The 24,378-nt window shown below is 47.1% G+C and carries 22 protein-coding genes and 1 riboswitch; of the genes, 11 read left to right on the forward strand and 11 right to left on the reverse strand.

Annotated elements, in window-relative coordinates; all coding sequences use genetic code 11:
• Nucleotides 1-74: 74 nt before the first annotated feature.
• The gene (locus ABUE20_RS11105) at nucleotides 75-992 is read right to left on the reverse strand and encodes a 1,4-dihydroxy-2-naphthoate polyprenyltransferase (RefSeq protein WP_408619995.1); all 918 of its coding nucleotides are present in this window, start codon (nucleotides 990-992) and stop codon (nucleotides 75-77) included.
• A gap of 135 nt (nucleotides 993-1,127) precedes the next feature.
• Between ABUE20_RS11105 and ABUE20_RS11110 the strand changes: the two genes are divergently transcribed.
• The 6 genes from ABUE20_RS11110 to menE all read left to right on the forward strand — a co-directional run bounded on the left by ABUE20_RS11110 (nucleotide 1,128) and on the right by menE (nucleotide 8,192).
• Entirely contained in the window at nucleotides 1,128-2,420 is a 1,293-nt protein-coding gene (locus ABUE20_RS11110) for an isochorismate synthase (protein ID WP_408619996.1), read from the forward strand.
• Nucleotides 2,413-4,113, forward strand: a complete 1,701-nt coding sequence (gene menD / locus ABUE20_RS11115) for a 2-succinyl-5-enolpyruvyl-6-hydroxy-3-cyclohexene-1-carboxylic-acid synthase (protein ID WP_408619997.1) — start codon at nucleotides 2,413-2,415, stop codon at nucleotides 4,111-4,113. Before ABUE20_RS11110 ends, menD begins: the two co-directional genes overlap by 8 nt.
• Nucleotides 4,094-4,888 carry a 2-succinyl-6-hydroxy-2,4-cyclohexadiene-1-carboxylate synthase gene (menH, locus tag ABUE20_RS11120; protein WP_408619998.1) on the forward strand — a complete coding sequence of 265 codons (795 nt, stop codon included), beginning with the start codon at nucleotides 4,094-4,096 and terminating at the stop codon, nucleotides 4,886-4,888. Before menD ends, menH begins: the two co-directional genes overlap by 20 nt.
• Nucleotides 4,889-4,898: 10 nt before the next feature.
• On the forward strand, nucleotides 4,899-5,744 hold the full coding sequence (gene menB / locus ABUE20_RS11125; RefSeq protein WP_408619999.1) for a 1,4-dihydroxy-2-naphthoyl-CoA synthase: 846 nt from the start codon (nucleotides 4,899-4,901) through the stop codon (nucleotides 5,742-5,744).
• A gap of 3 nt (nucleotides 5,745-5,747) precedes the next feature.
• Nucleotides 5,748-6,659, forward strand: a complete 912-nt coding sequence (menC, locus tag ABUE20_RS11130) for an o-succinylbenzoate synthase (protein WP_408620000.1) — start codon at nucleotides 5,748-5,750, stop codon at nucleotides 6,657-6,659.
• A gap of 132 nt (nucleotides 6,660-6,791) precedes the next feature.
• On the forward strand, nucleotides 6,792-8,192 hold the full coding sequence (gene menE, locus ABUE20_RS11135) for an o-succinylbenzoate--CoA ligase (RefSeq protein ID WP_408620001.1): 1,401 nt from the start codon (nucleotides 6,792-6,794) through the stop codon (nucleotides 8,190-8,192).
• On the opposite strand, the gene ABUE20_RS11140 is transcribed toward menE, so the two are convergent.
• Complete coding sequence (locus tag ABUE20_RS11140; protein ID WP_408620002.1) at nucleotides 8,152-8,376, reverse strand: hypothetical protein; 225 nt, start codon at nucleotides 8,374-8,376, stop codon at nucleotides 8,152-8,154. The two genes, menE and ABUE20_RS11140, sit on opposite strands and share 41 nt — an antisense overlap.
• Nucleotides 8,377-8,838: 462 nt before the next feature.
• Nucleotides 8,839-9,474 carry a 3,4-dihydroxy-2-butanone-4-phosphate synthase gene (ribB, locus tag ABUE20_RS11145; protein ID WP_408620003.1) on the reverse strand — a complete coding sequence of 212 codons (636 nt, stop codon included), beginning with the start codon at nucleotides 9,472-9,474 and terminating at the stop codon, nucleotides 8,839-8,841.
• A 103-nt stretch (nucleotides 9,475-9,577) separates the two neighbouring features.
• Nucleotides 9,578-9,726: riboswitch (FMN riboswitch) on the reverse strand.
• 195 nt (nucleotides 9,727-9,921) lie between these two features.
• Between ribB and ABUE20_RS11150 the strand changes: the two genes are divergently transcribed.
• A complete protein-coding gene (locus ABUE20_RS11150) occupies nucleotides 9,922-10,113 on the forward strand; it encodes a (2Fe-2S)-binding protein (RefSeq protein WP_408620004.1) in 192 nt (63 codons plus the stop codon).
• A 7-nt stretch (nucleotides 10,114-10,120) separates the two neighbouring features.
• Here ABUE20_RS11150 and ABUE20_RS11155 read toward each other — a convergent pair whose 3' ends face one another.
• From ABUE20_RS11155 to ABUE20_RS11170, 4 genes are all read right to left on the reverse strand, one after another.
• Nucleotides 10,121-11,785, reverse strand: coding sequence for a flagellar assembly protein A (locus ABUE20_RS11155; protein ID WP_408620005.1), 1,665 nt, complete (start codon nucleotides 11,783-11,785; stop codon nucleotides 10,121-10,123).
• Between the two features lie 317 nt (nucleotides 11,786-12,102).
• Complete coding sequence (locus tag ABUE20_RS11160; protein WP_408620006.1) at nucleotides 12,103-12,867, reverse strand: DeoR/GlpR family DNA-binding transcription regulator; 765 nt, start codon at nucleotides 12,865-12,867, stop codon at nucleotides 12,103-12,105.
• Nucleotides 12,868-12,877: 10 nt separating this feature from the next.
• Complete coding sequence (locus ABUE20_RS11165; protein ID WP_408620017.1) at nucleotides 12,878-13,834, reverse strand: D-threonate 4-phosphate dehydrogenase; 957 nt, start codon at nucleotides 13,832-13,834, stop codon at nucleotides 12,878-12,880.
• Between the two features lie 16 nt (nucleotides 13,835-13,850).
• Nucleotides 13,851-15,155: a four-carbon acid sugar kinase family protein gene (locus ABUE20_RS11170; RefSeq protein ID WP_408620007.1), complete on the reverse strand. Its 1,305-nt coding sequence runs from the start codon at nucleotides 15,153-15,155 to the stop codon at nucleotides 13,851-13,853.
• Nucleotides 15,156-15,339: 184 nt separating this feature from the next.
• On the opposite strand from ABUE20_RS11170, the gene ABUE20_RS11175 reads away from it, so the two are divergent.
• The 4 genes from ABUE20_RS11175 to ABUE20_RS11190 are packed head-to-tail and all read left to right on the forward strand — an operon-like array spanning nucleotide 15,340 to nucleotide 20,059.
• Complete coding sequence (locus ABUE20_RS11175; protein WP_408620008.1) at nucleotides 15,340-16,473, forward strand: iron-containing alcohol dehydrogenase; 1,134 nt, start codon at nucleotides 15,340-15,342, stop codon at nucleotides 16,471-16,473.
• Between the two features lie 15 nt (nucleotides 16,474-16,488).
• On the forward strand, nucleotides 16,489-17,376 hold the full coding sequence (locus ABUE20_RS11180; RefSeq protein WP_408620009.1) for a dihydrodipicolinate synthase family protein: 888 nt from the start codon (nucleotides 16,489-16,491) through the stop codon (nucleotides 17,374-17,376).
• A gap of 40 nt (nucleotides 17,377-17,416) precedes the next feature.
• Nucleotides 17,417-18,859, forward strand: a complete 1,443-nt coding sequence (locus ABUE20_RS11185; RefSeq protein ID WP_408620010.1) for a sodium:solute symporter family protein — start codon at nucleotides 17,417-17,419, stop codon at nucleotides 18,857-18,859.
• A gap of 12 nt (nucleotides 18,860-18,871) precedes the next feature.
• Nucleotides 18,872-20,059, forward strand: coding sequence for a sialidase family protein (locus tag ABUE20_RS11190; protein ID WP_408620011.1), 1,188 nt, complete (start codon nucleotides 18,872-18,874; stop codon nucleotides 20,057-20,059).
• A gap of 293 nt (nucleotides 20,060-20,352) precedes the next feature.
• Here ABUE20_RS11190 and ABUE20_RS11195 read toward each other — a convergent pair whose 3' ends face one another.
• The 4 genes from ABUE20_RS11195 to ABUE20_RS11210 form a co-directional block, all read right to left on the reverse strand.
• On the reverse strand, nucleotides 20,353-21,030 hold the full coding sequence (locus ABUE20_RS11195; protein ID WP_408620012.1) for an SDR family oxidoreductase: 678 nt from the start codon (nucleotides 21,028-21,030) through the stop codon (nucleotides 20,353-20,355).
• A gap of 73 nt (nucleotides 21,031-21,103) precedes the next feature.
• On the reverse strand, nucleotides 21,104-22,987 hold the full coding sequence (locus tag ABUE20_RS11200; RefSeq protein WP_408620013.1) for a TRAP transporter permease: 1,884 nt from the start codon (nucleotides 22,985-22,987) through the stop codon (nucleotides 21,104-21,106).
• 27 nt (nucleotides 22,988-23,014) lie between these two features.
• On the reverse strand, nucleotides 23,015-24,010 hold the full coding sequence (locus tag ABUE20_RS11205) for a TAXI family TRAP transporter solute-binding subunit (RefSeq protein ID WP_408620014.1): 996 nt from the start codon (nucleotides 24,008-24,010) through the stop codon (nucleotides 23,015-23,017).
• 170 nt (nucleotides 24,011-24,180) lie between these two features.
• Nucleotides 24,181-24,378: hypothetical protein (locus tag ABUE20_RS11210; protein ID WP_408620015.1), on the reverse strand; the 198-nt coding region annotated here is incomplete at its 5' end.

A 24,378-nucleotide genomic window follows, 5' to 3' on the forward strand; every position in this document is an offset into this window, starting at 1 on the left:
TTGTCAAATCCGTGATTCATATCCGCAGCAGGACATGAATCACTTTTCAACGAGGAACGATGACGCTTTTACGGTTAAATCCCTGAGCTGACATACATACTGATCAATAAACCCACGGATAAGCTTACATTCGCCAAGAGTGATAATTTCGCTGTGGTTTTGAGTAATCCATCCAGAATTTTAGGATCCTGACTGCGATAGACCGTCACAGCCGATTTCAAAAGAGGTATTGCCGCCAGTAAGACCAGATAGCCCGCCCGACTATGGCTCAGGGTTAAAAAGCCAATAAAAGCAAAAAATGCCCCAAAGATTAAGATCTGATGATAAATCCGAGCACTTTTCCCGCCCAAACGAACCGCCAGTGTATGTTTGCCTGCGGCTCGATCCGGCTCTAAATCTCGAATATTATTGATGTTCAAAACAGCAGCGGAAAGTAATCCACTCGCAATTGCAGGCAGCCATATCGCCGGCTCCAATGACCCGGTATGCAGATAGTAACTCCCCGCAACACCTAACAGTCCAAAGAATAAGAAGACGCTGACATCGCCAAACCCTCGATATCCATAGGGAAGTCGTCCCATCGTATAGGTAATCGCCGCAATAATGGCCATAATTCCCAAACCGATAAAACAAAGCCAAGCCTTCCAATGATGACCCAGACTTACCGCCAACAGCGCGATACCAGATAAAACGGCCAAACCGGCACACACCAACACCGCCCGTTTCATAGCAGATAACGAAATCACTCCCGATTGCACGGCTCGTCGCGGACCGACACGCGTTTCATCATCCGTACCTTTTACTGCATCCCCATAATCGTTAGCAAAATTAGATAAAATCTGCAGCAATAACGCCGTCACTAATGATAGAACGAACACCGAACTACGGAAGCTATGATGATACACAGCCAAAGCACTACCCAACAATATCGATGCGGTCGCAACCGGTAATGTCCGCAATCGCATTGCTTCTATCCATGCTGATATAACCATTTGTCATCCTACCCTGTCGTAAAAACATCCACCTTTGTTTCTGGTCAAAACGGATCCATATCCTTCTGTTCAGCCTTGCCAAAAACAGTTACATTGAACCATTAATTGCCGGCTTATGGGATCAGTAGTTCATTAATGATTGATCAAAAACAACTTGATCAAGCGCTTCATGCTTTATCCAGTCCTAATAAACGAAACTATCAGCAAATTAAGCTTTCCTGCTCAATTGTTGATGAACTGGCTTGGCTGGCCTCCCAATCCCATCCCATTCAGGGATTCTGGAAAAACCGGGCCGGAGTCAGACACTGCTATATAGGCATTTTTCGCCAAGCCGGAACGCTGGAACAGTTGGAACAGTTAAAACAACAATTTCCTCAAAGCCGATTTTATGGGGGGTTGTCATTTGATCCCCAAACCTCTCAATGGCCCGGCTTTGGCCCGCTTCGGTTTATTTTGCCCCGCATCGAATTAATCTGCCATCATGATACGCCCCAATTGATTATCCATTGTTGGCTTTCGGATGAAAACCGAGAGGCGGAGATCCGTTCTATTCGCCAAGAAATCGCCCAGTTATCCGAGGAAAAACCACTGCACTGGCAACCGGTGCATGCCACATTCGTCGGTCATCTGCCCACCATTGAACGCTGGCGAAAAAATGTCTCGCAGATTTGTCAGGAAACCTTTAGCCAACATACCCACAAAGTCGTTCTCGCCAGAGCGAGCACCTGGCAACTCGCTCATCCACTTAATACTCTGGCCCTCATGCAAAAATGGCAGCAAACCGAACCCGACAATTATGCATTCTGGTTACGTTATGATAGCCATCGGAGCTTTTTTGGCGTCACGCCGGAACGGCTCTATCTCAGGCAACAGCAACAGTTTTACAGTGAAGCATTGGCGGGAACCTGTCGTATCGGCACCGATGAACAGCATTCGTTAGCCCTCGCCCAGCAATTGCTGAATGACGCTAAAAACATCCATGAAAATCAATTTGTGGTCGATGCCATTCAACAACAGCTTGAATCGTTCACCGCTGAAGTCACCATTGCTCCGTTAACCATCCGTCGCCAGAGTCAGGTTCAGCATCTAAGCCGTGCTATCGAAGCACAGCTGCATTCAAAAGTCACCGACCAAATGCTTATCTCAGCATTACATCCCACACCAGCCGTCTGCGGTCATCCAAGACAGAATGCCTACCAGTTTTTACGCCAGAATGAACCCTTTGAACGAGGCTGGTATGCCGGAGTTGTCGGATGCATCAGTGCTGAAACCGCAGAATTAGCCGTTGCGATCCGCTCCGCGATGCAAGATGGCGATGAATTAACAACCTATGCGGGAGCCGGAATTATCAAAGCCTCACAAGCCGAGTTAGAATGGCATGAACTCAACCAAAAAACGGCAGCGCTGCAAGGAATACTTCATGGTTAACCCCCAGTGTAACAATTTAAATTTACTATGGGCCGAATTAATAATTGAGGAGCTCTTCCGTCTGGACGTTCGACATATCTGTATTGCGCCCGGCTCCAGAAGTGCACCACTCACACTGGCTGCCGCCAACCATCCCGAGCTGATTCGTCATGTGCATTTTGATGAAAGAGGACTTGGTTTTTTTGCTTTGGGTATCGCCAAGGCAACGCACCAATCGGTCGTCCTCATCTGTACCTCCGGAACAGCAGTCGCTAATCTTTATCCCGCGTTTATCGAAGCGGCTCAATCTGGATACCCTCTCATTGTGCTGGCGGCCGATCGCCCGGAAGAACTGATCGACTGTGGGGCCAATCAGGCGATCCATCAACCCGGGATCTTTGCCAATTATCCACACCGCGAACTGGATCTGCCGACACCAGATATTCATTTTCCACCTCGAGCGCTACTCGGTAAACTCGATGATCTCATTCAGCAAGGTGCACAGCAAAAGGCTCCGGTTCTGATCAACTGTCGTTTTCGGGAACCGTTTTATCCAGATGAAACAACCACTGATTTTTCTGAATATCTATCCGGTCTTAAAACATGGTTCACACATCGGCATCCCCTTTGCCGAATTCACCCTCATCAGCTTCAGATTTCCTCTCATCCGCAATGGCCGCCTTTACCTGAACAACGTGTACTCATTATCCTTGGGGCCTTAGAAAGCCCAGAGATAGCCCAACAAATTGTGCAATGGGCCAACCAATCCGGATGGCCGGTGCTAGTGGATATCCAATCGCAAGCACTAGCCATGGAAGGGGTCATCCACAGTGCAGAACAACTGATGTATCATTCTCGGTTGCAAAACGATACCGTAGACTGGATCATTTCATTTGGTGGGCGCTTGGTTGGAAAACAGCTCCAAAAATGGCTGGATCGACAAACCGCCCAGCACTGGCATATTCAACCGACCGGGAAACGACTTGATCCCAACTGGCAAATCAGCGAAAGTTGGCATTGTATGATTGAACAGTGGCTACAAAGTCATCCGCCTTTAAATCGAAATAGTCTGCAATCCTCCGCTTGGCAACATTGGCAACAACAATTGCCAGCCCCTGACGGAGAAAACGAACTGACATACTGTGCAACGCTATCAACATTGATTCCATCTCATAGTCAGTTGATGATCGGTAATAGTCTGGCGATCCGACAGATGCAACTTGTTGCCGGAGGCCGGTTAAAACCGGATATCACCATTTATGCCAATCGGGGCTGTTCGGGTATCGATGGTTTAATCGCGACCGGATGTGGTCTGGCCAGTACCGGCATCACAACCACGATGATTCTGGGAGACATCTCATTGCTCCATGATCTAAACTCATTAGCATTGACCCGACAACTCACTGCAACAGTCATTATTATTGTGTTCAACAATGATGGCGGTGCTATATTCGATCTGCTCCCGGTACCCAAGCAGAACCATATAGCCCGGGATTATTATCAACTTCCCCACGGGTATACTTTTGCTTCAATTGCCGCTCAGTTTCAGTTGCATTATGCGGTGATTGAAGGATGCCAGGCGCTGGCAACTCAATATACTCAGGCTCTACAAGAGGGGGGGATCCATCTACTTGAACTCAAAAGTCGCGCCGATACAGCGACTCGTGCAATCCATCGATTAGGAGAACAGGTGCGTGAGCTCACTTCACTTTAGTGTCAAAGGATCCAAAAACAACCCAGCGCTCGTTTTTCTGCATGGTTTTATGGGAAGCAGCAATGATTGGGGATACATCACATCCGCCTTAAGTGACCAATATTTTTGTGTCAGTATTGATTTGCCCGGCCATGGAATGAGTCAGGATGTGCAACCGGATAAACGACATGGCTTTCGGCAATGTCATCGTCTGATCGAACATGTACTGAAACAATTAGGGATCCGTCAGTACATGATGATTGGATATAGTTTAGGTGGACGCCTAGCGGCCTTTCATGCCAGCCATCACCCCAAAGGACTCAAGGCGTTACTTCTGGAATCGACCCATCCAGGATTAGAAGACGAAGCCGCACAAACCGCCCGACTACGCTATGATTTTACCTGGGTCAATCGATTGATGAATGACTCGTTAGAAGAGGTACTTGCCGATTGGTACAAACAACCGGTATTTGCCAATTTATCCGATTTACAACGCCAACATCAAATTGAAATTAAACGTCAATCTAACCCTCAATTGCTGGCTCAAATGCTGGAATCAACCAGTTTAGCCAGACAACCGGAACTCACCGCTAAATTGGCAAAATTAGATTGTCCCGTAGCGCTCATCGTCGGCCGGCAAGATCAAAAATTTGTCGTCTTAGCCGAAAAATTAATCCCTAATCTTCGTCAGGGAACCCGCTATTGCATTGACAATGCCGGACATAATGTCCATTTTGAGCAACCGGAAATTTATCTGGAAACGGTCCGCTCTTTTTTACAACAAGTTGAAATCTAATGAGGTTTTTATGAATGACCGCGATTTAACCGCACCCGTCCACTGGACCGATGTCTCGGGAGACTATCAAGATATCCTTTATCATAAATCAAGTTGCGGAATCGCTAAAATTACCATTAATCGTCCTCAGGTTCGCAATGCATTTACGCCTCGAACCGTGCAAGAGATGATCCAAGCATTAGCGGATGCTCGTTATGATGCCAACATTGGGGCCGTTATCTTCACCGGATCCGGTGATTTAGCTTTTTGTAGTGGCGGCGACCAGAAAATCCGTGGGGATTCTGGCTATAAAGATGACAGCGGTGTCCATCATCTAAATGTACTTGATTTGCAGCGAGATATCCGCAGTTGCCCAAAACCGATTGTCGCCATGGTTGCGGGTTACGCCGTCGGTGGGGGGCACGTTCTGCACATGCTGTGCGACCTGACCATTGCGGCTGATAATGCTAAATTCGGTCAAACTGGCCCGAAAGTCGGTTCGTTCGATGGGGGATGGGGAGCCAGCTATATGGCTCGCTTAGTCGGTCAGAAAAAAGCTCGTGAAATCTGGTTTTTATGCCGGATGTATGACGCACAAGAAGCACTGAACATGGGGCTTGTGAATACAGTGGTTCCACTGGCCGATCTGGAAAAAGAAACCGTTAAATGGTGTCGAGAGATGCTACGCAACTCACCTATTGCGCTGCGATGCCTCAAAGCGGCATTGAATGCGGATTGTGATGGTCAAGCCGGATTACAAGAACTCGCCGGTAACGCAACGATGCTCTTCTATATGACCGAAGAAGGTCAGGAAGGTCGTAACGCATTTAACGAACACCGGGATCCTGATTTTTCTAAATTCACCCGTAACCCATAATCGATGCACCTGCGCTGGCAATTAAAACTCTTTCTGGTTCGGACGCCTTGGCACTGTCCTTGGGATCCTCGCCAGCGCTATCGACGTACCCTACAAGTAGAACTGCATCAAAACGGTGATTTATTCGGATTAGGTGAAATAGCGCCGTTGCCCGGGTTCAGTCAGGAGTCATTAACAGACTGTTATCATGCTTTTTGTGTATGGCTCACTGACAAATCTAGACCTTTACCTCCGGCTGTTGCATGGGCACGCCAATGTGCTTTAAAGCCGTTTCCGGGGATATTACCCATTCCAGTCAGCTATCCTTTATTACAAGGCTTTGAAGCACAGATCCTCAATAAGTTACAACATTGGTCAGGCCCTATCTTTAGAGCCAAACTCAAAGTGGCAAGGCAACCCTTAGCGGCTGATATCGCACTGATCAAAAAAATAGTCGCCTTAAAACCTCAAATCCAATTACGTCTGGATGCCAACCAACGATGGACTCGGCAAGAAAGCCTCACCTTTTGTCGAGCAATTCCGATGTCATCGGTTGAATATCTGGAACAACCCTGCGCCGACATAGGTGACTGTCAGGCGCTGGCCGTTTGCGGTTATCCAATTGCTCTGGATGAAAGCCTATATCAAGCATCCCATCTGCCTGATTATTTCCCCGGGCTTAAAGCACTAGTTCTGAAACCGACCCTATTAGGCGAACGACTGACGCCCTTATTAAAAATGGCTGCACACTATCAACTCGGGATCAGTATCAGTTCCAGTTATGAAACCGCTGCGGGTTTGAGTCATCTGGTACAACTGGCACAGGCCACCGGAGATCGTCATCCCGGTCTTGACACCCTCGGGGCGTTGACCGGTCCTAGCCAAAGACGACTATTAAAATATATCGGCACCGAGCAAAATCCACTATTGGATTGATCTATTTACAAGCTATCTTTATCAATCTTTGGCATACTAAGCGCCGTTGAGACTGCGAATAGCTCAGATGAGCGAATAGTTTATCCATCACGCAGACTCAATCATACTTTATGGATAGATGCTATAACGACGATGCAATCACCCCTCTTTCAACAAGCCATCCGCCACCCGACCCGTATTGCCGTCGAAGGTGATCAGGAATGCTGGAGCTATCACCATTTAGCCTGTAAAGTGGCCGCATTGCTGCAACAATTACAGCAGTTACCACTTCCGCCTCAAAGCAGGATTGGCTGGATTGCCAACCATCCATTACATGGACTATTACTACAGCAAGCGTGTTTACACGGGCGATGGGTTTTCTGTGCCATCAGCCCTCATTTTCGAGCCGAGCAACGCCGGCAAGCGATTGATACTTTTCAGCTCACGATTTTAGTGGATGATCTATCCACCCCAACCGCAGCAACCAAGCTCAGAACGATCGCCCTAGATTTTTCAGCAACCGCCAAACACTTTGACATCCTGGATATCACATTAGACCCAAAACAATGGGTGGATATGGTGCTCACCTCCGGAAGTAGTGGGGCTCCCAAAGCCGTTATTCACAGTTGGCAAAATCTGTATTACAGCGCTTTAGGCAGTAATAAACTCATCCCTTTAACCAGTGATGATAACTGGTTAGCTTCACTTCCGTTGTTTCATGTCGGTGGTCAGGCCCTAATTTGGCGCTGTCTGCTAGCCGGAGCTCGTCTAACCTTTAGTCAGCTTGCTTTAGAACCAACCTTAAACAACCATGCTATTACCCACCTTTCGCTGGTTCCGACCCAACTTTATCGGTTACTGCCCTCAGCTGATTTTCACTCTCAGCAATTAGCTCTGCGACATATTCTCATCGGAGGGGGAAGCTGTAACGAAGCGCGTTTATTACAAACTCAGCAGCGAGGTTTTCAATGCTATATGAGTTATGGCAGTTCAGAAATGAGCTCACAAATTGCAACCCGAATCGTAGGGCAAGGACAAGGGGCTGGAAAACTACTCGATTATCGGGAATTAAAACTAGAGAACGGTGAAATTTGTTTACGCGGCCAAACGCTCTCGCCGGGCTATTTTCAATCGGGGATCCTTATCGCTATCACCGATCCCCAAGGTTGGTACCACAGTCATGATATAGGACACTATGCGGGCGGCAATCTCATTGTCCATGGGCGTATTGATAATATGTTTATCTGTGGAGGGGAGAACATCCAACCTGAAGAAATAGAAACAATTCTGCTAAATCATCCTGATATTCTAACGGCAACCGTCGTTGCTCAAAACGATCAGGAATACGGAGCTCGCCCCGTTGCATTCATTCAACAAATTAAAAATAACAACCATTACGATTTAGATTGCTACCTAAAATCGTATTTATCAGCTTTCAAGCGGCCTGTTCGTTATTATCAACTACCGCAACAAGCCAGTTTAAAAGTCCAGCGAAAATTATTACAGCAATGGGCTAATCGGCCAACTGACTATTCCATTGTTGAAATTGAGTAATTGAGATCCATCCTTGTTGATAGGCATGGGACAAAGCACTTCGGGTGAGTTCTTCCGGCGTTTCCTGCTCAGAAATAATGAATTGGCAAGCACTATTAAAATAGCGTTGACGTTCTTTTAAATAACGATCAATAAAACCACTTTCTACGAAACTTGATGCTTTAGCACTATGATACATTTGCATTACTATTCCTCTACAAATGAGTAAACGCCATTTCAATAAACCACGTTTATTCAGAGAGTGCAAGCTTTTGCTGTTTAATTAAGCATAAATAATGCAAGCAGGATCAATCTATTTAAAACTATTGTATTTAGTTGATATAAGCGATTTTTCAACACACATCGATACCTGATATCAAATGTTCTATCGACCGTTAATCGAGTCTTTAACGGCTTAAAAACCAGATATAGGCATGAAAACGAGGGAAAACGTCAATAATTGAGTTTTCATCCACAAAATAGCAAGAAATGAAACGGTTAGACTATATGCCCCCAAGCGACACACGTAACATCGATCGCGGATGGGCACCAATGGATAGGCCATGCTCATGTACCAAACATAATCATGACCTATGAATCGCTCCACTCACTGAAACGATAGCACTTCATCCGCCATCCCGGTTCAGCGGGACTCTGTCGAACTTTCTTAACGTTTACGATACGCGACTAAGTCTTCAATCGTCAGGATAGGCATCTTATGCGCTTTGCTAAACTCAATAACATCCGGCAAACGCGACATCGTCCCATCTTCTTTTGTAAGTTCCGCTAATACCCCATAGGGTTTAAGACCTGCTAAACGAGCCAAATCAACCGAACCTTCGGTATGGCCGCGACGAGTCAGCACGCCTCCGGTGCGAGCACACAATGGGAAAACATGACCGGGACGGGACAGATCAGCCGGTTTAGCATCATCAGCAATAGCAGCTTGAATCGTCGTGACCCGATCCGCAGCAGAGACACCGGTAGTGACCCCATCACGCGCTTCAATCGTTACCATAAATGCGGTCTGGTTTTTACTGGTGTTGTGATCAACCATCGGGGTGATATCGAGTTCCGCCATTTTATCCTGTTCCATACACAGGCAAACAATCCCGCTCGTTTCGCGGATCATCAGTGCCATTTGCGCAGGTGTAATGGTTTCTGCAGCATAAATAATGTCGCCTTCGTTTTCACGATCTTCATCGTCAACTAACAGCACACCACATCCATCCCGTAGCGCAGCCAATGCTGTTTCAACACGGGTAAAGCTATCACCGTCAAGGGTTAAAAGATTCTGACTCATGGTAGATTCCTAATTCATATTAAATACCAGAATCAGGGCTAAAGGAGATAACGACTAAGATCGTTAACGGAGCAGATAATCTATCGGAAGACTAGTACTGAGTTATTTTTCTCTCCCATCCGGACTATAACCGTCGGCTTCGGAATCACACCGAATCTGCGCATTGACCGCTAAACCCCAATACGCTCGTGGGCTTAAGATTGAACATCTATCACCACCGGTGGGGACTTCCACCCCGCCCTGAGAATAAATATACAGAACACTGTATAACTCAATTATTCTAATGAAGTTCAACTCAATTATGCAACCAGCATGGCCATTATTTATCACCAGTAATCACAACAGGATTGAGCCATATCAAACAGTGTTAAAAAATGAGCAACCATCATTGCTAATGAGAATTATTTTTATTAAAATTTAAGCAATGAGAGATTGTAGGTGAAAACCATGTTTGTATGTATATGTCAGGGAATTACCGATGAACAGATCCGCAAAGCGGTTCGGGAAGGGAATATCTCCGTCAAAGAAATAAAACAACAATTACAGATTGCAACCCAATGTGGTCGCTGTATCAAAGCCACGCAAGCCATCATTAATCAGGAACTCGAAGCCTCAGCAAACTACTATCAGGTAGCTTAGTATTCGATTAAGTCAACGGAACAAACGATAACTTCCCATCATCCATACTGGATTGGGTAGGCCCATATTCACGAGTACTTGAAATATTCACCCCGGCAATAGAGAGATGAACATTAGCAAACATCTGTTTTCTGACTAAAAGTTTACTTCGGGTGAAAAACCCTTCAAATGCCTTCTGATTTTCTTCCAGTAAGTCTTCCAATTCAGCCAACTGAATATGGTGATGTTTTAAAGTCGCTGACACTTTAGTCTGAAGCTCAACGCGTTTCTGATGATCCTTAATTTTCCCTAATTTTACTTGTGCATCCAGCAGATCATCCAGCTTAGTATAAATCTCTTCTCGTTTCGCAATCAGTTCGTTTTTTTGCTGCTCAAGAGCAGGATACTCACCAATAATAGATAAATAAGTATGCGGGCCTGCAGGACTCCCCAATACGATCGCTTCTATCGTTTCCCCAGCTTCGACTTCGCCTCCGACCAGTTGCCCCCGACGCCCCCCCTGATCCATCACCTGCACACTTTTAGGGGTAAAAATCTGGCAATGGGTCAATTCTCGAAGGATCTGAATCTCACCGTTGGCTGAAATTTTACTAAATTGGGCGTTTCGGGCCTGCACCGCACCTGTCGCTTTTAACTCACAGGAAAACGAATCATCAGGTTTTCGGTGGCCAATAATCGCTTTTTCAACCAATATATCTCCCCCCGATTCCAAATAAGCCGAATCCACATAACCGATCACATGAATATCACCACTCGCAACAACCCGCATTTCTTCACGGACATCGCCATTAATCACAATGGATCCAGAAAAATTCAAATGCCCAGTCCCTACATTAACTTCAGAAACAGACAAGACATCATCGATCCGCATGCCATGTTCGATTTCGATAGGTAACCCCACCGAATCCGCTAATAACAGATGCGGATCATAAGAGGCGATACGCGTACCTTCCCCTACTTCCAGCTCAATGGGTTGACCCACTTGATTGGGCAACACCTCCCCTAGAACATTTTTGCCCTCTTTCCCCAGCGTATGGGGGATGACCCGCATCAAGACATCACCGGGCTTGACGGTACACAAATGCCCCAAATCACGCATATCTACCTTGCCATGATCACGCGGCTGCGGTTGACGCAGTCGCTCTCGAGGCGTCATCACCAACCGTTTAAAACGGGTATTCTGACCGTTTTCTGGAGGTCGACCTAAGGCAATGACCTCTTCCATGACCGTCCCGGGCAGAGCACTGATCGACTCGCTAATAAATCGAAGTGTCCGCTGGGTTTGTAGACCAAAACAAACGCGCGCTTCATGTAACGCATTGACCAGTCGCGGCAAACTGATCGGCTCGCCTCCCCGGGCGGTCGTAATCTGTGCGGTGGCACTCATGGCATCTTCCGCGACAGAGATAGAGATGGAGGCATCGACTCGCTGAGCAATTACTGCGAGTTCTTCAGTCAGCGTATCCCCTTCGGCCTCACTCGCATCACCACAATGATTGATCCGGTGAACGGCATTAAGTAAACCTTCCAGATCGAGCGCCCAGTCACTAAAATCAGACAACGCAAAAGCCGCACGGAGCTCTTCAACCGAAACTTGATGATCAATCGGTTGAATTTTAATTCCGGCATGACGCTTATCGCGTGTGATAACAAAGGCTCTGGGGTTGATCATGCTTGCTACCTATCGAGGTTTGGTCCATTTACATGATTTCTGCGATAGAAATGCATAGGCGACACAAAATCGAGCGAAATAAAATTTAAAAGCACAAAATATATACAACATATCGACTTTAGGTTCGAGAACTAAAGTCAACAAATCCAAACTGTAGCAAACTTTTATAAGAATTTTTGTTTATCCCCAGCCAGAACCTAAAAAATAAGTCACTGGGTCGGCAACTGTCTGCATAAAAGCGACTATCGAACCAAGACATCCCGCGTCGATCATCACCGGGAGGAAGACCTGGAAACAGTTGATGGGTCGTAATTATTCTACAACGAGGTGAGTATCAGTTCTAAATCCAGATGGCGCAGTTGTTCCTGCACAGTCTCTGGCAGATTCTGATCGGTAATGATGTGAGTCAAACGCTCTAATGGCGTCGCCTGAAACAGTGAATATGCCCCATATTTGCTGCTATCAGCCAATAGGATCCGCTGCCGAGCATTATAACAAAGGTCAGCTTTAAGGCCCGCTTTCTCTTCCGTTGGAGCCGTAATCCCTCGCTCTAAACTCCAGGAATTACAGGTGACAAACGCAATCTCTGGATGAAGCTGTCGCAATAGTTGCCGGCCATGCTCTCCGATACAGGATTGACTGCTATCATCAATACGCCCCCCGATAATCGTCACTTCAATCTGCTTAAATTCAGAAAGGAACAAAGCAACATGCAAATCTGACGTGATCACTCGAAGCTGCAAGTGAGTCAACTGCCGAGCAAATTCCAGTGCGGTAGTTCCGGCATCCAGAACCACTGAATCACCATTTTTAACCAAGGCAGCGGCCGCATGGGCAATCGCTTTTTTCTCCGCTAAATTGCGCCCTTGCTTCTCGCCAGTAGTGGGCTGATCGGCCACAAAACGATTTAGGGTCACGCCACCATGAGTACGGCTGATGACCCCCTGTTGATCAAGTTTAATCAGATCGCGACGGATAGTGGCAGGTGAGACATTTGTAACTTCAACCAGTTGTTCAACGGTCACTAAATTCTGACCTTTTAAATAGTTGAGTATTTGATCTAAACGCCCATTACCTGTCATTTGTTCTCCCTTAGGCTATCTGCATTGCCAACTTAATTGAAATTGCCATGCTGTCAGGATTCGCTTTACCCTGCCACGCAATATTAAAGGCCGTTCCGTGGTCCGCTGAAGTTCGAATAAATGGTAAACCAGCTGTAATATTAACGCCATCGTAAAATCCAAGCATTTTCAGTGGAATATGCCCTTGATCATGATACATCGCAACTACCATATCATACTGACCTTCAAAAGCCTGAAGATAGACGGTATCCGGAGGAATTGGACCGGCAACATTCACGCCCTCCTGACGCATGGTCTGCACGGCAGGCTCTACAAATTTCACTTCTTCATCGCCAAATAAGCCATGTTCCCCAGCGTGGGGATTCACGCCCGCTACCGCAATTCGAGGAGCTTTAAAACCAACCCGTTTCAAGAACTGATCGGCAATTCCAACCACCGTACAGATCCGTTCCTGCGACAAGGTATCAAGGAAATGACGTAGTGAAATATGTGTGGATACATGGATGACTTTCAGTTTGTCAGTATACAACACCATCGCATAGTCTTTACTATCCGTCAGCTTGGCTAAAAGTTCAGTATGCCCCGGATAATGATGCCCCGCCAGATGTAAGGCTTCCTTATTCAGAGGAGCCGTAGCAATCGCACACACCTGCCCATCCATAGCCAATTCGGTCGCCCGTTTCACGCAGCGATAAGCCAGATCACCGGCCTGAGCCTGAATTTTTCCGGGTTCCAATGCGTCTGGATCAGCTAACGGCTCATCGATCACATGAAGTACTCCTGGAGCAAATCGCGCTTGAGCCACCGATTCGATCACATTCAGTTGCAATGGTTTGGTGATATGCATATCCAAAATTCGCTGCAATGTTTTCGCGCAGCCGATGACCACTAATGGCTGACCATCCAAATCGCTTTGTGCGCATGCATTGATGATAATCTCGGGGCCAATCCCTGCAGGGTCGCCCATAGTCACAGCAATAATTTTACTCACGTGTTTTCTCCTCAATAAATTCAATAACCTGCAATAACGTGTCGGGCAATCCAAACGCTCCGGACTTCGTCATAATTAATAAGTTGGGATGACTGCTATCTGGCAGATATCCCCAGGGAACAAACCCCGCAATATCGCCTTGCAGATGAAAATGGCTGGCATAAAGGGCTTGAGTCACGGCCAAGGCGGTATCACCGCCGGAGAGATAAAGCCCAGAAAAGATTTGCTGCTTCACTTGATAGCTCACCAACTGGGCTAAAAAGGCACTGATCTGAGTCCCCAGTTGATGCCGTGTCAGCTGTTTACGCTGACAAAATTGTTCGATAAGCTCTCGGTTGGTTGCCGGTGTCATGGTGTGTAATACGATGTGATGATGACGTTGATAGGCGGCGGTGATCTGTTGGCTATAATAATCCACCAATGCAGCCCACGGCTTTTCAAATAACTCGCTCACGTCGATGGTCACCACTTGAACTGGTTTGCGGGCGGCCGCCAGATCAATCTGTTCACAAGCAATTTGGCTCATGGAACCAACCACAGCCAACATCGGCTGCACTCTGGAAACATCTTGATCCGGGGTAAATAGATACTGGCTCAGGCCGGCCGACCCAACACACAGCGGCTTAAAGCTGAGCTGACGAATAGCACGTCCGAGATGTTGCAATTGCTCATTGTTTTTAATGTCGACGATCACAGTTTGAATGCCCGCCTGTCGGGCTTTTTCCAGAACTGCCGTAGTATCGTCAAGACTGCCGTTAAGCGTTATTTCCCAATATGAGAGATGCGTTTGTTCACTCAAAATGTCACTAATACGGGAAGAATTCACGGGCGTTTTTGGATCACTGGCAAATTCAGTGTCCGTTAGTCGCCGTTCTCCCACCCAACACTCGCCATTTTGAGTCAATCGCCCTCCGTCGGGGAAAGCTGGTGCCACAATGGCCATTGGCAATTCGCTATGTCGCAGAATCGCTTCAATCTCGATCCCAATATTGCCGCGCAGCGTCGAATCAATTTTTTTATACAACCAGAACGGTTGTTGCAACTGATTAAACTGATGCATCACTTGCTCGATACGAGCATGGGCCATCTGGGATGTAACCGAACGACTATCAGTATTCACAACGAGCGCCTGTTGCGTCGCACCCGATAATGTGGGGAGGACACCGTCAAGAGACAAATGAATGGAGGTTTCAAACCCTTGTCGGACCAACATCATGCCGACATCATTCGCTCCGGTAAAATCATCCGCAATCACCAATACATGGGTTCTATTTGCGCCTTTCATCAGATCATCCATCTTATCTTTATCTCCTGAATGATTATATTTAATCACATATGATTATTTGTGAGCAACCTCAAATAATCATATTCTTCATTGTTTTATAAATATATGCATAAAATCTGGCACTCCTTTTATTTTTCAGGACCAGATATTGATTGAAAAAAATCATTTTTAAAAACATGCATTTTGAGGTACAGCAATGACGATCAACAGTACGGTGTTAAGCGGCTACCATGCCCTCAGGGATTTAGACTATTTAATCGGTCATCAACGGATCCTGCTGGTGACTGACCCCAATATCAGCCAACTGCCGGATGCGCAGCAATTAACCGAACAGCTGCGGCAGGCCAGTGACAGCTTAACCATTATTGATAATGTTCCCGCAGAACCGGCCGACGCAGATGTCAGCCAATTACTCGACACGTTAACCCATCAAGCAATAGATATGGTTGTTGGTATTGGCGGTGGCAGTGTGCTGGATATAGCCAAACTACTGTCAGTTCTACTTGATAGCCGCAATAGTTTGACATTGACCGACCTATTCGCCGGTGCTCAACCCACCAGCCGGCTACGTTCACTTTTAATTCCAACCACCGCGGGTACCGGCTCCGAAGCGACACCGAACGCCATTCTGGCGGTTCCAGCCCAACAGACCAAAGTGGGAATTATCTCCAACATCATGCTTCCGGATTACGTGGCGCTGCTCCCGGAACTAACCGTGAGCATGCCGGCTAAAATCTCCGCATCGACCGGAATTGATGCACTCTGCCATCTGATCGAATGCTTTACCGCATCGATTGGCAACGAGGTTGCTGATAACTACGCACGGATCGGCATGCGCAAACTATTTAATGGGATCGAAGCCGTCATGGCCAACCCCAGTGATCTGGAAGCTCGGCTCAATATGCTGTGGGCCTCTTATTATGGGGGCGCTTGTATCTATCATTCCGGCACCCATCTCGTACATGCAATGTCCTATCCACTAGGCGGTAGCTACCACATTCCACATGGCATCGCGAATGCGATTCTTTTGGTTCCATGTTTCCGTCATTTGGCCCCACAGTTAAGTGACAAACTGGCCCAGGTGTATGACCTATTAGACGATGCTGACTTAAGCCTTAGCGCAACAGATAAAGCTGACCGCTTGATCGACTATCTCGACAATTTGGTCAACCGGTTAGGCCTGCCCACTCATCTATCCGAGCTAGACATCAAAGCAGATGATATTCCCAAACTAGCTACAGCCGCGATTAACGTAAAACGACTGATCGCCCATATGCCTTGTGCCATCACCGAAAGCGAACTTGCCGCTATCTACACCCATATTGCTTAACTTCAGGAGTCTCTCATGCAACAACCTATTAGCGGCGTCAACGCAGCCATCATCACCCCAATGAATGCCCAAGGTGAAGTCGATTATGAACAATTGAAAGTTCAGGTCGATCGTCAGAAAAAATGCGGGAACAACATCTTCTGTGGGGGGACTAACGGCGAATTTTTTGCGCTAACGACAGAAGAGCGGATCAAAGTCGCCCAAACCTGTTATGAACAAGCAGCTGGAACCATTAATGTCACCGCACATATCGGGGCAGTCTCGCTGGCTGAAACGCTAAAATTGGGTCATGCGATGGAAAAACTAGGGCTGAAAGCCGTTTCTGTCATTACCCCTTGGTTTGCCAAACTACGGGATCAGGATCTCATCAGCTACTTCACTCAAGTGGCCGATACGATCAACCTCCCTATTTATCTGTACAACATTCCAGCGCGCACCGGTAACACCATTACCCCCGAAGTGGCCCACAAACTAGCCGATCATCCAAATATTTTTGGGATCAAAGACAGTGCGGGAAGCTATGACAGTTTGCATGCATTCCATCTTGTGAGCCAACAACACGATAATTTCGGCGTGTTAACCGGCCCTGATTCGCTGATCTTAAAAGGCTTTCAAGAAGGCAGCTGCGGTTGTATCTCCGGGATAGCCAACATCATTCCGGAACTGGTGCAAAAGGTCTATCACCATTTCAACGATCAGCAAACTGATCAGGCTGAAGCCGTTCAGGCTCAGGTCACTGCGCTTCGCACCAATCTTTATGGTATGGCTTTCGCACCAGCCGTGGTTAAAGAGAGCGTCAAAGTTCTAGGCTATGCCGTCGGCAACAGCCGTTACCCAGTCATATTCAATGATGCGGAACGCGCTCAAATGCGCCAGATATTAACCGAAGCCCAAGTGCTCTAACACCAAACCGCTTGATACTATTCAATAAGGACATCCTACTATGCATGGTTTTAGTGCCGTTGATACCACGCTGATTATCAGCATGGTTGTCATCTATATTGCCTTGACAACATGGCTAACCATTCGTCTACGCAGTAAAAATAACAGTGATTTTATGCAGGGTTCTAAATCGCTACCGGCCATCATCGTCGGACTGATGCTGATGAGCGAATTTATCGGCGCACAGTCTACTGTCGGGACCGCGCAATCAGCATTTGAACATGGGATTGCAGCCGCGTGGTCAATTCTAGGGGCAGCCATCGGTTACCCGCTATTTGGCCTGATTTTAGTTAAACGGATCTACAAAACCGGTCAGGTGACTATATCCGGAGCCATCAGTCAGAAGTATGGCCGCTCGACCAAAAACCTCGTATCGTTGATCATGATTTACGCGTTGCTGTTGGTGAACACCGGAAACTATGTCAGCGGTGCGGCCGCAATTGCCGCAGTTTTACATGTATCGCTGATTACCGCCGCCTTCATCACCGCCATTGTCAGTACCTTCTATTTTGGCTTCGGTGGGATGAAAGGCGTCGCTTATGTCACGATCGTCCATACTGCCGTAAAATACTTTGCGGTAATGGCAATCGTTTGGGTCGCTCTGAAAATGACCGGGGGCTTTACCCCAATGCTCCACAACATGCCTAAATTCTATTGGACCTGGGATGGAACCATCGGAGTCGGCACCATCGGCGCATGGGTCATCGGCACCATTGGAACTATTTTCTGTACCCAATACATCATTCAGGCGATCTCATCGACTAAAAGTGCCAATGCAGCACGCCGGTCAACCTTCTTAGCTTGCATTTTCTGCATTCCGATCGCATTGGGAATCGCACTCTCAGGTGTAGCTGCAAAATATCTGCACCCGGGAATGTCCAGTCTCTATGCGTTGCCATCGTTCTTAAAAGAGATGTCTCCATGGCTAGCAGCCGTCGTGACAACCGGCTTAGTGGCTTCTGTCTTTGTGAGTGTCTCTACAGTGGCGTTGGCCATCTCGTCACTAGTGATTAAAGATTTCTACATTCCATACTGCAACCCGACAGAGAAACAGCAGTTCAGAATGAGTCGCATCCTATCACTGATCATTGGCTTTGCACCTTTACTACTGGTGTTCTTTGTACCGGAAATTCTGAAGTTGTCATTCTTTACTCGAGCACTACGGTTATCGATCTCGGTTGTTGCAATCGTAGCCTTTTTCGCCCCATTTTACAGTAGTACCCGGGGTGCCAATTGTGGTCTTCTAGGTTCGGCCATTCTAACCAGCGTCTGGTACTTAGCCGGAAACCCATTTGGGATCAACAACATGTATGTCGCACTAGCCGCGCCTGCTATCATTATGGCGATTGATGCCGTGCTCCCTCACAAAAAAGCGGTACAGCCCACTGCTACTGATTCGCTGGTTATTTCGACAGCAAACAGTGCATCAACTCATCAAAAATAGGAGTCTCAACCGATGAATCAGGATGCTATCACAATTGAACACACCGGACAGATCCATGTGAATCCAACCGATCCAGAACGGATAGAAAGTTATCTTCCATCCGAGTGTAACCAAAATCATGCCGCCAATATTTTGCCGCTCCCCAACGGCGACCTCCTTTGTGTTTGGTTCGGTGGTACTCAGGAAGGCATTTCCGATATTTCTATCTATATGTCTCGGTTAGCGAAAGGTGAAAACCAATGGTCACCCACAGATAAGCTGTCTGATGATCCAACCCGCTCTGAACAGAACCCTATTCTGTTTCTGGATCCAAACCAAACCTTGTGGCTGATCTATACCGCGCAGGTTTCTGGAAACCAGGACACCGCGATCGTTCGCTACCGTCAATCACAAGATATGGGCCGCACTTGGGGCCCTATCGAAGTACTGCTAGATAAACCAGGCACGTTTGTGCGTCAGCCCCCAGTGGTTTTGGAAAATGGCGATTGGTTACTCCCGGTATTCTATTGCGATAGCAAACCAGGTGAAAAATGGGTCGGGAACTACGATACCAGCGCGGTTAAAATCTCCAGTGATCAAGGTAAAACTTGGATCGATTATCCGGTCCCTAACAGCTTAGGCTGTGTTCACATGAACATCATGCAGCTCAAAGATAGCCGGCTAATGGCGCTGTACCGCAGCCGCTGGGCTGACCATATCTATCAGAGTTATTCAACAGATGGGGGCCACACCTGGAGCGAACCTCAAGCCACTGAACTGCCCAACAACAACTCATCGATTCAAGCCACCGTGCTAGAAAACGGCCACGTGGCTCTGGTTTACAATCATATGAGCAAAGAGGGGGCGACGGAACGACGCTTATCGCTGTATGACGAAATTGAAGAGGATGGGCAAACGACCAGTGAAGCGAAAGAAGTGCCGGTTGATGACCATGCTAAAACCGCATTCTGGGGTGCCCCTCGGGCACCGATGTCACTAGCGATCTCAACGGACTGCGGTGCCAGCTGGGCCTATCGCCGCAATCTCGAAGTCGGTGATGGCTACTGCATGACCAACAACTCAACCGATAAACTCAATCGTGAGTTTTCTTATCCCAGCATCAAACAGGGGTTAGATGGCAAACTACACATTGCGTTTACCTACTTCCGACAGGCCATTAAATATGTCTGTGTCGAAGAAAACTGGGTGACAAAAGCGTAATACGCTTCCCTCTCAATATCACCAAAGTCCAGATTGGTGATCCATTGAAATAATATAAAGGGCTTTCGGGCCCTTTCGTATTTCGCTCTGGAATGTATCCCTATTTAAATCAAATTGTTTTGTCGCCCGGTAAACAGCGAAGCGAATTCCGGGAACGATGCTGATCCATCCCGGATTTCACAAGCTTCATCCGGGCTACGCTGATTTATCAGAATGTAGGTGTATTTTCTTGTAGCCCGGCAAGCAGCGAAGCGAATGCCGGGATACGGCTATAAACAAGATTTTAAATAGCATTAAAGCGATGCCCCCCCACAAATCATCAATTCCTGACCGGTGATCGCGGCCCCCATATCCGAGAGCAGATAGGCAACGTAATGCGCAATTTCAATTGGCTGAATATAACGTCCAATTGGGGGTAACTTCGGTGCTGATTTTTCCCGCCCCGGTTGTTTGAGCATCTCGGTTTCCGTCGCCGATGGCGCGACTACATTCACAGTGATTCCCTTAGGCGCGAGCTCTGCCGCCCAGCTTCGAGCCATCGCCACCATGGCTGCTTTGGTGGCGCTGTACTGGCTACGGTTTGCCACACCACAAGAGGTCCGACTACCAATCAAAACAATACGGCTGCCGGCACTGAACTGACCCACCAAATGATTGGCAATCTGCTCTGCGGCACTGATATGTAACTTCCATAGCCGTTCGCCCAACGCCAGATCCAGCTGTCCTAACGGTGCTGCGGCCATCATACCTGCTGCATGAACAAACGCCTGCATGGGAGGCAACTCGGCTAAGGTCGCTGCAATAGCGGCCGAATCAGAAAGATCGAGCTGATATAAACTAAATTGCGGATGTTCAATCGGTGGCTTGGAGCGACACATTCCTAGAACCTGCCAGCCCTGTTTCAACAGATACTGACTAATTGCTAAACCAATCCCTGAACTGGCACCGGTTACTAATACTCGTCCTAACATCTTAATTTGTCCTTATACAACTTAAAAAAGAAAAAGCCGCCACAACGTGGCGACTTCGAATTAAACCTTCACACTAAACCGAAGAATGCGCATGCGCGAGTCGATACAGTCCGCTACGCCAGCACCATAGAATCAACCCAATGGCCAACACCACGAACAAAAACCACAAAGGTGTCACCGATGATTCCAGCACTAATCCTAAACTCACCGCTAAAAAGGCAATCCGTTCCAGCCAATTTAGTGGTCGTTTTAGCCACCCTTGCAAGAACACAGCCCAGCAAAAAGTTGCCATTAACATTCCAGCAAACGCAATTAAAATCGCCCAGATACTACCGCGCCAAAGCACGACCGGGTCGCTGATAAAACTAAAAGGCACGATGAAGATCACCAGCGCATAAGAGAAAGCAATAAAACCGGTTTTCGAAGAGTTACTCTTTCCAATCGCCGAAGCTGCATAGGCACAAAGAGCCACTGGTGGAGTTACCATCGATAACACGCAGTAATACATGATGAACATATTGGCCGCGAGCTGGTCGACCCCCATCCCGATCAACGCCGGGGCAAAGATAATCGAACCAATGATATACGCAGCAACGGTTGGCAATCCCATCCCCATGATCACGCAACCCACAATAATCATGAGAAGCGATAGATAGAGATGATCTCCTCCAACCATGCTTAAGATCCCAACGAACTTAAATGCTAAATTCGATTGTGTAGCCACCACCATGACGATCCCAACCGATGCCAGCGGTACCGAAACCCATGCCATCTGTTTGGCAATATCCAACAACATCGGATAGAGACTTTTGAAATCATAACGAGTGTTTTTCCGCAGCAATGGGACAATCAACGCCACCACCGACCCAATGAAAGCCGAATAAGGTGCGGAATATCCGAATACTAAGGCCAACACCAGAAATATGGGTGAAATCAGCAGATGTAATCGCGGCAGGATCGGATCCACCTCCAATACATGTGCTGGAATATTCCCTATCCCAGTTTTCCGAGCGCGTAGATCCACAATCACAAACAGAGCAAAATAGAATGCCGCGGCAGGGATTAAACCTGCTGCCGCAATATCACTGTAGGGGATCCCCAACATATCGGACATAACAAAAGCAGCAACCCCCATAATCGGCGGCATCAATTGACCACCGGTCGAAGCGATCGCTTCAGTCGCTGCAGCTTGTTCACTGCTATACCCGGAGCGCTTCATGATCGGGATCGTGAGCACACCAGTCGATGTGGTGTTGGCAACTGCTGAACCACTGACCATTCCAAATAACGCCGAACCAACCAACGACATTTTCGCCGCCCCACCTTTGAGACGAGCCGTCACTTTCATCGCCAGATCAATAAAAACACTCCCCCCTCCTGTGGTGGTAAAAACACAGCCAAACAGCACGAAGAAAAACACAAAGTTAATCGCCGTACTGGCAGTGATCCCAAACAATCCATCCGTTTTCATACTGATGAGTTCAGTCATGGTTTCCAGCGAAAAACCGGAGAATTTAGTCCAACCGGGGAAGTAGGGCCCCAAATAGCCATAAAGCAGAAACGCCAGAACAACGACTAATAACGAATAGCCAACCGAACGGCGAATACCTTCAAACAGCAACAACACGCCGGCGACAAAAGCAAACTTATCGGAAAACAGAATGGGATCGATCATCTCCAAACGATTTTCCAACCGCGCATTGGCCTGAAAATAATGCAGACAGATATAAAGCCCAACTGCGATGCAGACCCAATCGAAAGCATGCCCCAAATAACGCCAGCTGCGTTTCTCAAACGAAAGCGGCTTAAAGCAAAAAATCAAAACTGTCGCCAAATAGACATGTATCGAAGCCGCCATCAACGGTGACATAGGAATAAAGAACTGCTTTAGCAGAAACAGGATATAACCAATGCCAACAACAGTTCTCAGTCCCAGTAATAGATGTTTATATTGCATCCTCACTCTCCCTTGCAAACGGTCTGATTATTTCAGCCAGCCTTGCTGCCGATCATATTTCGCAGCACCATCAGCTAGAGGTAAAATATGGCTGTATTGGTCGATGGCAGAGGGTTGCCAGAATTTTAGCGGCGCATGAGTTTGTTTAATATCCGCTTCACTCTCGGTCAATGCTTTGGTGACTTCATAAACTTTTTGCTCAGGGACAGAGTCGTTGGTCACAAATACGGTTGCACTTACAGGATTGCGGTAATCCGTTGTCTGTCCTTTGTAGGTTCCATTGGGCATCACCCCGGTAGGCAAACCAACTTCAGCCATTGCTTTGAGCACTTTATCTGGGTAGGGAATGAAGACGATATGATTGGTCATCGCCATTTGGGTCACATTCGGATGCATCGCAGGGACGTTATCGATATACACATCGATGGCATTATCACGCATCATTTGACTCGCCTGACCGCTACCGATCTGAATGATTTTGCCTTCACTTTTAAGTAGAGCAAAACTAGTTCCCATCGATTTAAAAATAAAGTCAGCCAAAATAGGAACCTGAGAACCGGTGGGTTTAGTCGCAATCACTACTTTTTTGGCATGAATAATCTTATCAAGGGTGTTATTCCCTGTACTATCGACCCAAGCTTTACGAGCAATAATCAAGGTATAAGCTTGCTGCATACCAGCTAACACCATCCGCAAATGAGGATTCTTATGTCCTTTATAAATGTCGGTTAGCCCTTCCTTCGCCCACACCGCTGCATTAGATGTAGTAAAACCAAAATCAGCTTTGCCGTTATTGACCACTACAGGGTTAGCCATACCGCCACCGCGAGGGATCAGTTTCACATCCACTTTATGATCAGTTTTTTCTGGAATGACTCGGGCAAAAGTTGTTCCATAGGTATACCAACCATTACCTGGAGGCTGCGAAATAATACTAGCCGTTTGAGCTTGAGCGAACGAGATCGGAGCCAATGAAGCCAGTACAGCGGCAAAACAGAGATGTTTAAAATTAATACTTTTCATGTAGGGGACCCTTTTGGTTATTTTCACAGTTTAATTGCAATAGGGTTGATTGTTTTCAATCATTTTTGTTTTTAATCAGCCTTTGATTTAGACATAATGACGCTAACAACTCGACATATATGTATTGAATTCAATCATAAAGATTATATTCAATCATATTATTCACTTTTTTATAACACATGGGAAAAAAGTTGAGCGATCCGGATCCCAAATCTGAAGATCACTAGAGTTCTGAAACAAAAATGAAGTCTGAAAAATAGATCCAGAGAATACGGCAAGAAAAATTGTAAAATAGCATGCCATACCCGCATCCGTAGCCCGGATGCAGCGGAGCGTAATCCGGGACAGACGGCATGGGATGATTTGGG

This window comes from Celerinatantimonas marina, assembly GCF_046054165.1.
Taxonomy (GTDB): Bacteria; Pseudomonadota; Gammaproteobacteria; order Enterobacterales; family Celerinatantimonadaceae; genus Celerinatantimonas.